This is a genomic window from Candidatus Neomarinimicrobiota bacterium, assembly GCA_030743815.1.
Taxonomy (GTDB): Bacteria; Fidelibacterota; Marinisomatia; order Marinisomatales; family S15-B10; genus UBA2146.
Genome location: JASLRT010000056.1, coordinates 1 through 9,053 on the forward strand (window position 1 = coordinate 1; position 9,053 = coordinate 9,053).

At 49.7% G+C, this 9,053-nt stretch carries 3 protein-coding genes, 2 tRNA genes and 3 rRNA genes; all 8 read left to right on the forward strand.

Annotated features, from left to right (window positions below; translation table 11 throughout):
• Positions 1-432 (forward strand): 16S ribosomal RNA (locus tag QF669_04675); the annotation flags it as partial.
• Positions 433-518: 86 nt separating this feature from the next.
• A tRNA-Ile gene (locus QF669_04680) sits at positions 519-592 on the forward strand.
• 43 nt (positions 593-635) lie between these two features.
• A tRNA-Ala gene (locus QF669_04685) sits at positions 636-708 on the forward strand.
• 95 nt (positions 709-803) lie between these two features.
• Positions 804-3,817: ribosomal RNA gene (locus tag QF669_04690) — 23S ribosomal RNA — on the forward strand.
• Positions 3,818-3,867: 50 nt separating this feature from the next.
• Positions 3,868-3,984 (forward strand): 5S ribosomal RNA (gene rrf / locus QF669_04695).
• Between the two features lie 339 nt (positions 3,985-4,323).
• Positions 4,324-5,529 (forward strand): hypothetical protein, encoded by a 1,206-nt coding sequence (locus tag QF669_04700; protein MDP6456737.1) that lies wholly within the window; start codon positions 4,324-4,326, stop codon positions 5,527-5,529.
• Between the two features lie 4 nt (positions 5,530-5,533).
• Positions 5,534-6,232 (forward strand): FecR family protein, encoded by a 699-nt coding sequence (locus QF669_04705; GenBank protein MDP6456738.1) that lies wholly within the window; start codon positions 5,534-5,536, stop codon positions 6,230-6,232.
• 98 nt (positions 6,233-6,330) lie between these two features.
• A partial coding sequence (locus QF669_04710) for a hypothetical protein (protein MDP6456739.1) occupies positions 6,331-9,053 on the forward strand: 2,723 nt, incomplete at its 3' end.

Below are 9,053 nucleotides of genomic sequence, written 5' to 3' on the forward strand. Positions count from 1 at the left end.
ACCCCTACACTTAGTTGCCAGCGGTTCGGCCGGGGACTCTAAGAGGACTGCCTGGGATAACCAGGAGGAAGGTGGGGATGACGTCAAGTCCGTATGTCCCTTATGTCCAGGGCTACACACGTGTTACAATGGCCGGTACAATGGGTCGCGAAACCGCAAGGTGAAGCCAATCCCAAAAAACCGGCCCCAGTTCGGATTGGAGTCTGCAACTCGACTTCATGAAGTCGGAATCGCTAGTAATCGCGTATCAGCACGACGCGGTGAATACGTTCCCGGGTCTTGTACACACCGCCCGTCACGCCATGGAAGCCGGTAGTGCCCAAAGCAGGTGGCCTAACCTTCGGGATGGAGCCTGTTAAGGTAAGACTGGTAACTGGGGCGAAGTCGTAACAAGGTAGCCGTACCGGAAGGTGCGGCTGGAACACCTCCTTTCTAAGGAGTAATCCCATCCTGAGATTTCGGGATTGGGATATGGTCGAACTTGTCACTCTCTCCCTGCGCATACCTTTTATTTTTTTGGGCTTGTAGCTCAGGTGGTTAGAGCGCACGCCTGATAAGCGTGAGGTCGGAAGTTCGAGTCTTCCCAGGCCCACAGTTATTTGAAAAGAGTTGATCGAACTTGATATCGTGAGACTGGGGCTGTAGCTCAGATGGGAGAGCGCGGGCTTTGCAAGCCTGAGGTCGCCGGTTCGATCCCGGTCAGCTCCACAAGAATTATTGAGGTGATTTTATTACCTCATAATTGTTTTTTGACAATTGGTTAGCAAAGCATCGACGCGTTTGCAAAGAATACTGAAGCCTTTGGTAAAGCTACTAAGGGCGTACGGTGGATGCCTTGGTACATGGAGGCGATGAAGGACGTGATAAGCTGCGATAAGCCTCGGGAAGGTGCAAACAACCTTAGATCCGAGGATTTCCGAATGGGGCAACCTGTCTCGGGTTATGCCGGGACACTCCCAGTTGAACACATAGGCTGGGTTGAGCTAACGGGGCGAATTGACACATCTAAGTAACCCTAGGAAAAGAAAACAATCGTGATTTCCTCAGTAGCGGCGAGCGAACAGGAAAGAGCCAAAACTTCGATCATGTTAAAGTCCGTAGACGTTGTGATTGGAGTGTTGTGAGGCAGTTCCGGAGTCTGTTACGGAAGATTCGGGGAGTCAAAAAACCTGATGTTAGTTGAACGGCATGGAAAGGCCGGCCATAGAAGGTGATAGTCCTGTAAACAAAAACTGATGGTCTCCCTGGGAACTGTTCTCGAGTAGCACGGTACACGTGAAATTCCGTGTGAAACTGCCAGGACCATCTGGCAAGGCTAAATACTCCCATGTAACCGATAGTGAACTAGTACCGTGAGGGAAAGGTGAAAAGTACTCCTAACGGAGAGTGAAATAGAACCTGAAACCGTATGCCTACAAGCAGTCGGAGTTCCGATTTATCGGAATGACGGCGTGCCTTTTGCATAATGAGCCAGCGAGTTGCTCGTATGTTGCAAGGTTAATCCCGTTATGGGAGGAGCCGCAGCGAAAGCGAGTCTGAACAGGGCAATTCAGTAACATGCGGCAGACCCGAAGCCGAGTGATCTATCCATGGCCAGGTTGAAGCGACAGTAACATGTTGTGGAGGACCGAACCCACCAGGGTTGAAAACCTGGGGGATGAGCTGTGGATAGGGGTGAAAGGCCAATCAAACTCGGCGATTTCTGGTTCTCCCCGAAATGCCTTTAGGGGCAGCGTCGTGGAAGTGCCTCGGGGGTAGAGCACTGGATGGACTAGGGGCCCTACAAGGTTACCAAACCCAACCAAACTCCGAATACCGAGGTTACGATCCCCGGCAGTGAGGCCACGGGGGATAAGCTTCGTGGCCGAGAGGGAAACAACCCAGACCAACAGCTAAGGTCCCAAAATCTGAGTTAAGTGACTAAGGATGTAAGATTGCACAGACAGCTAGGAGGTTGGCTTAGAAGCAGCCATCCTTTAAAGAAAGCGTAATAGCTCACTAGTTAAGGAATCTTGCGCCGATAATCTCCGGGACTGTTAAACTCAGTACCGAAGCTCTGGTCCCGGCACATTTGTGTCGGGAGGTAGGGGAGCGTTCCATCAACCTGTGAAGTCCTAGACGGGAGTCGGGATGGAGGAAATGGAAGTGAGTATGCTGGCATGAGTAGCGATAATTCCAGTGAAATTCTGGGACACCAAAAGCCTAAGGTTTCCTGAGTAAAGTAACTCTGCTCAGGGTTAGTCGGTCCCTAAGCCGAGGCCGAAAGGCGTAGGCGATGGATAACAGGTGAATATTCCTGTACCACCCAATCATCGTTTGAACGATGGGGGGACGCAGAAGTGAAAGATCAGCCCGGTTTTGATTGTCCGGGTTTAAGTGTGTAGGGAGTTCTGGCAGGCAAATCCACCGGAACCATCCTGAGACACGAATAGGAGGGCCTAGCCCACAAACTGATCCTAATCATGCTGCCAAGAAAATCCTCTAAGTGAGATTTTTGGGTGACCGTACCGTAAACGGACACACGTAGGCGAGAAGAGTATTCTAAGGTGCTTGGGTTAATCGTGGTAAAGGAACTCGGCAAATTGGCCCCGTAACTTCGGGAGAAGGGGCGCCTCAAGTAGGTAAAGGCCTTCGCGGCTGGAGCCCAAAGAGGTCGCAGAAACCAGAGTCGGGCGACTGTTTACCAAAAACACAGGTCTCTGCTAATCAGCAATGAGAAGTATAGGGACTGACACCTGCCCGGTGCTGGAAGGTTAAGGGGAGTTGTTAGCGCGCAAGCGCGAAGCAGTGAACCGAAGCCCCAGTAAACGGCGGCCGTAACTATAACGGTCCTAAGGTAGCGAAATTCCTTGTCGGGTAAGTTCCGACCCGCACGAATGGTGTAACGACTTGACTACTGTCTCTACCACGAGCCCAGCGAAATTGCAGTGTCGGTGAAGATACCGGCTACCCGCGGCAGGACGGAAAGACCCCGTGAACCTTTACTACATCCTGACATTGGGTTTTGGTTATGTATGTGTAGGATAGGTGGGAGGCTTTGAAGCTCGGACGCTAGTTCGGGTGGAGCCAACCTTGAAATACCACCCTTATATTGCTGAAATTCTAATTCCGACCCTTGAATCAGGGCGGGAAACAGTGTCAGGTGGGTAGTTTGACTGGGGCGGTCTCCTCCTAAAAAGTAACGGAGGAGCCCAAAGGTTCCCTCAGCACGGACGGTAATCGTGCAAAGAGTGCAAAGGCATAAGGGAGCTTAACTGCAAGGCCGACAGGCCGAGCAGGTGCGAAAGCAGGGCTTAGTGATCCGGTGGTCCCGAATGGAAGGGCCATCGCTCAACGGATAAAAGGTACTCCGGGGATAACAGGCTTATCGCCTCCGAGAGCTCATATCGACGAGGCGGTTTGGCACCTCGATGTCGGCTCATCACATCCTGGGGCTGAAGAAGGTCCCAAGGGTTGGGCTGTTCGCCCATTAAAGTGGTACGTGAGCTGGGTTTAGAACGTCGTAAGACAGTTCGGTCCCTATCCGCCGTGGGCGCAGGAAACTTGAGGGAAGCTGTTCCTAGTACGAGAGGACCGGAACGGACGAACCTCTGGTGCACCAGTTGTCTCATCAGAGGCACTGCTGGGTAGCTACGTTCGGCAGGGATAAGCGCTGAAAGCATATAAGCACGAAGCCCTTCCCAAGATAAGGTTTCCCTCCCCGACATTTGTGTCGGGGGTAAAGGCCTCCCGTAGACTACGGGTTTGATAGGTCACAGGTGTAAGTCCGGTAACGGATTTAGCCGAGTGATACTAATTGGCCGTCAGGCTTTATCGAATCCTTTGTATTCTGGAACGATCAGGCTAAGTACTGACCATAAATATTCTCTCGGTGACGATAGTGCAGGGGAAACACCCGATCCCATTCCGAACTCGGTAGTTAAGCCCTGTTGCGCCGATGGTACTGCCTTGGAGACGAGGTGGGAGAGTAGGAAGTCGCCGGGGATTCTTGGAAACCCTCAATCGGTTCGATTGGGGGTTTCTCTTTTCTTGGGTTTTACGCATGGGATTTGAAGCTCGGGTTGAGAGACTGAAGTTCGCCTCAGGTACTTCCACGTTAGTCAGCGGAAAAACTTCAGTAGGGTAGTTTTCAGATATCGATGCCTCCCGGTTCCATCGTTAAACTAGCGTCATGTTATCTTTCTTATTCCTTTTCATTGATTTACTTCTTATTGCGACCTAAGTTAAGGACAGAAATTCAAATGATAATCCTTACAATTTTTTGACGTGCATCACATAAAGTACCGATCTTTTTAGTTAAATTTTTACTAAGGAAAGAATGATGTGAAAATATCGGGAAAAAACATACTATTAGTCCTCCCCTTGTTGCTTCTCACACTGGAAGCCCAATCAGTTAAGCTGCTCCCTCAACCGGGTTTCGTTCCTTACGCTACGTACTATCTGAGTTCCATTGATATCAAGACAGGTTCCTCAGATGTCATGTTCTTCGGTTACCTATTGTCGGAGGAAAACGGTGACTATGAATCGCGTGAAGTGTGGGCAAAAATCGAGTTTGAGGTTTCCATGCTTTCAGCCGCGCTAGGTGTCACTGAACGAATGACGGTGATCAAGGTTGAAACTGCCCCGTTCCGCATGTATGCTGACCTCCGACTGGATAATCGTCAACTCTCCATAGAAACCACTTCTCTCTTTGATCTCGATTCTCCTCCCAATGAGATTCCGCTCGCAGTCCGGGTTCTCGATCAGATGGATATAGCCAAATTCGAGAGTCTCTTGAGCTCAGTCGTTACCACAGGAAAACTTGCCGATGGTCAATATTCTTTTCATCTGGTACTGAAATCGGGGTCTTCGGATGATGAAGGCAGTCTGACACTGAGTGACGAAATGAGTGAAACAGTGCTTGTAACCTCACCAACCTCTCTGAACCTGATAGGTCCTGGCGGAGTTCTCGCGGATACAAGTATGAATATGAACTATTCGCTCTACCCTATCTTTCAGTGGGAGACTGATCCGTGTCCGGGTTGTGAATCGCTCATCAGAATTGGCCAGTTCAAATCGGATTCACACAGTTCGGCAGAAGAAGCAATTGAAGATTTGACTGTCCTACCCATGGATCAGACTCAAGAATGGGAGTCGACAGGTATTGCCACGAGTTTTCAATACCCTTTCTCAGGCGCCATCGATCTGGTTCCTGGTGAAGTTTACGTCTGGCAGGTGCAGAAGCGTCTGCCTACTACTGCCGGAAGTGAAGCATTTACCAGCCCTATCTTTGCCTTCAAGATGGCGGATTCATCTGAACCGCCAACTACCGGCACCGAAGCCCTTCACCCAATCGTCCAACAATTGATGGAAATCATGGGCGAGCAGCAGTTCAACGCTTACTTTGGTCCGGATGCGGAACTGGGAGGATTCTCGCCGTCAGGGACGTACGAAATAAACGGCATGGAAGTATCTGTTGATGCCGTGTTTACGCTCCTTAACGAGATCAGAAACCAGTCCGTGTCCATCATAAGTATATCGGTGGAGTAGACCGATGTCACTCCTTCACAAATCCAAAACGATCAGCTACTATCTTTTGGTAACTATTCTTGGCGGATTGACGCTGGTATCTGCGGCTGACAGAGTGGCTGTGACTACCAAGGTAAAGGGTACCGTAGAATTAAGATCCGCGGGCAGCAATAACTACAAGGAAGTTACGCCCGGAACTGTCCTGTTCGACGAAGACTTCATCCGTACCGGCGCCAACGGCTTTCTTGTACTGGTCTACCTTGATGATAAGAGTATGCTGAAAGTTAAAGGTAACACTGGCGTCGAAATCAAGGGTAAACGGACTGGTGATGGTATCTCCAAGAAAGTAGACATGACCGGCGGCACGCTTAAGGTGGATGTGTCCAAGCGGCGTAAGGGTGATTTTATAGTTACAACCCCAACTTCAGTGGCGTCCGTCAAAGGGACATCATTCTGGATGGTGTCAACTCCCGGATCTGATGATCAATGTTTCGGTCTCGAAGGATTAGTGGAACTGCTCAATCAGGTTTCCGGAACTGTCGTTACGGTAGGTGCTGACCAGACAGCCACATCATCCGCCGATGGGACGATCGGTGTTGAACCGACTGTTGCCGGCCAAGCTCCCGAGGATGAAGACGAAGCCGCCGCGGAGATGAAGGAACTCAAGATTCGCTTTCAGGATGCTGAGGGAGAAGAACGGATTCTGATTATCAAGTATAACTGAATCAGACCCGATCTTTTCCAGGCAACATCCATTATTCCCGGTTTTCCCCCGTTACACCTGTTGACCATCTTAATATCATGTGCACTACCATAATACAGATGATTAGGCGATCATTCTTTTTTCTCTTAATCATTTTACCACCGATGGCGCAGGCGCAGACACTGTACCATGTTCCTCCCGCGGGCGCGGTTTCAGGCCAGACTGTTGAGTTCGAAGCTATTCTCGTGGGTCAGGGAACGGTAGTGGAAGCTAAAGTTTTTCACCGCACTGCAGGTCAGAACGGTTTTCATGAAACTCGCATGGCCCTTTCAGCTGGTGTCTGGAGAACAGTAGTTTCTCCCGAATTTGTCACCGAACAAGGATTAGAGTATTCCATCATTTTCAATCTTGACAACGGTTCATCAGTCGCCTTCCCACAGGATGGTCCGCTGGAATCGCCACATTTTCTGAATGTCACTCCGGCGCCTGAAAGAACGACGGCATCGGCACAGCGAAGTAAGAAAACCAGCTCAAAACTCAAAGCAGACATTCTGGTCATCAGTCCGGAAGAGGGGGGACTTGTCACCTCAAAGGAGGTTTTGATTGCAGCATCTCTATTCAATGTGGACGGTGTTGACAGTTCTGCGGTTCGACTTTCAATCGACAATCGCGATATTACTCTACAGGCAGCTATAAGCTCAGAAACTGTCACCTGCTCAGTGAGCGATCTAGAAGATGGTTTACATACGGTTAGAATTGAAATGACTAACATATACGGGTATGATCTCCAGCCTGTGACGTGGTCGTTTAACGTGGGATCGGCGGGTGAGGCGTTATTGGCTGCCGTCGAAGAGTTCAAGTACAGCGGTAAGATTCGCTCAGATGCTTCCCTCGATCGTGTCGGTGATCAGGTCCTTTCCATCGGACAGACAGCGACGAATTTTGAAGCGGGGTGGGAATGGTTCAATGTTAAGGCAAATGTACGGCTGGCTACCGATGAAAGTGTCTACCGCCAGGCGCGAAACCGCTATTCGCTGACCGTCAGATCGGGGAAAAATGTTTCCATAATGATGGGTGATTTTACGCCTGTTCTCTCTCCCTATACGATCGAAGGCAAACGGGTGAGAGGGTTGGGCATTGATATTGATCTCAACTGGCTCAGGTTTCAGATGGTAAAGGGAGAACTGGAGAGGGCCGTACAGGGTTTTCCTACGTTGGACAGGTCGCACCAGATCCTTGAAGTGAAGAGTGACGGGAGTGGCCAGCCAGTCTACATGCTGGATCGAATGGGTTATACTTTCACACGCTACTACACGGCTTACAAACTCAGCACCAACTTGTTCAATAAGTTCCGCTTCGGTGTCAATGTTCAGAAGGCAAAGGATTTGAAGGATTCGGTTCAGCCGCTGGTTAATGACGCGGAGATTGCGGTTCCTGATTGGACGGATTTTGTCACAGAAGCGGGTATAGATTCAGGTATTTATACCTTTGAGGAGTTCGAGAAAGCGATTGATGGCGTAGCATCTTATGAACTGGCGGAAGGGAATTGGGGTGGTGCAAGTCCACAGGACAATATTGTGGCCGGTTTTGAGTCTGGCCTCAATCTGGATGACGGCAGGCTCACTCTGGAGTCAGGCTGGGCCATCAGTCTATTGAACAGGAATATCTGGGACGGCGCCATGACCAAAGCCAAGATGGATACGGTGCTGGATGATACGCTTGACGGCTACGTCGGCAGGCAGTACGATGATGATGGTCAAGTCTCCGATGAAGGTCTTGTTGCGCTGGAAGACATCCCGATTGATCCCGAGAAATTCAGGGATTGGTTCATTGTGAATATTAACATGGTACCGTTAATACCCATCGATCCGCAGGCCGTACAGGAAACGCCCGTGGCGGCATTCATGAACATGCCTTCGACCGCCTACAATTTCAAGATGAAGGCCTATTACTACGGTAATACAATTCAACTCAGGTATTCTCAAGTAGGACCCGAGTTTACCTCCCTGGGAAATCCATATCTCACATCAAATCTCAGAGAGTTCGTTGTCAGTGATAGGGTCAGATTGTTTGACAACAAACTTTCGCTCAGTTACGATTACAAGAGTCGCAATAACGAGATTCTTCGTACAGTGGTAGATCCATATTCACAGAAGACTTCTTCTACCAACATATCGTTTGCTCCCGGAGCAGGCATGCCGTCATTTACGGGTAGTTTTCAGACAGTGAACAGGACTAATTCGAAGACGGACCTCGACACACTGTTCTATGCAACCGCTGTGGGCGAGGATTCTATAGCTTTTAAGGACAGACGTGAAGATACCAGAACAAGCAACAAGTTCTTCTCAGTTAATGTGCCGCTCAGCAGTGAAAACAGAACCTACAATATCCTGGTTACTTACAATTCCGTCGAAGCTGAAGATCTACTGGTGGCTGAGAGAGCCGCTGACTATAGAACTACATTCACAAATTCGCAATCCTTATCTATTGTGGGATCCATCAAGTTCGCCAGACCTCTCAAGACGTCGTTCACCTTTTCGCGTTACGCCGTTCAGATTCCTTTGCCGGCTGAGCTAGAGGGTCAGAAAAACGAGTCACGTCTGACAACGCTTGGATTTGACGCTTCCTACGGATTCTGGCAAGAGAAAGCAAGACTGCGAGGGGGCTCTTCACTACTGAATGCTACCGGTATCTCAGAGTTCACTTTTCTCGGCATGAATGCCGGACTTGAGTTCAAACCTTTTAAACCTCTATCAACGCGGCTGACTCTCTCCACAAAGATAAAGAAAGTTGCGGACGAAGTGGAGCTGGGAACATTGGCTGTGAAATTCTCGCTGAATTA

Bases quoted from the DNA above. Each gene is read 5' to 3' on its own strand.
- QF669_04705 (MDP6456738.1), top strand. From the start codon at position 5,534: ATGTCACTCCTTCACAAATCCAAAACGATCAGCTACTATCTTTTGGTA.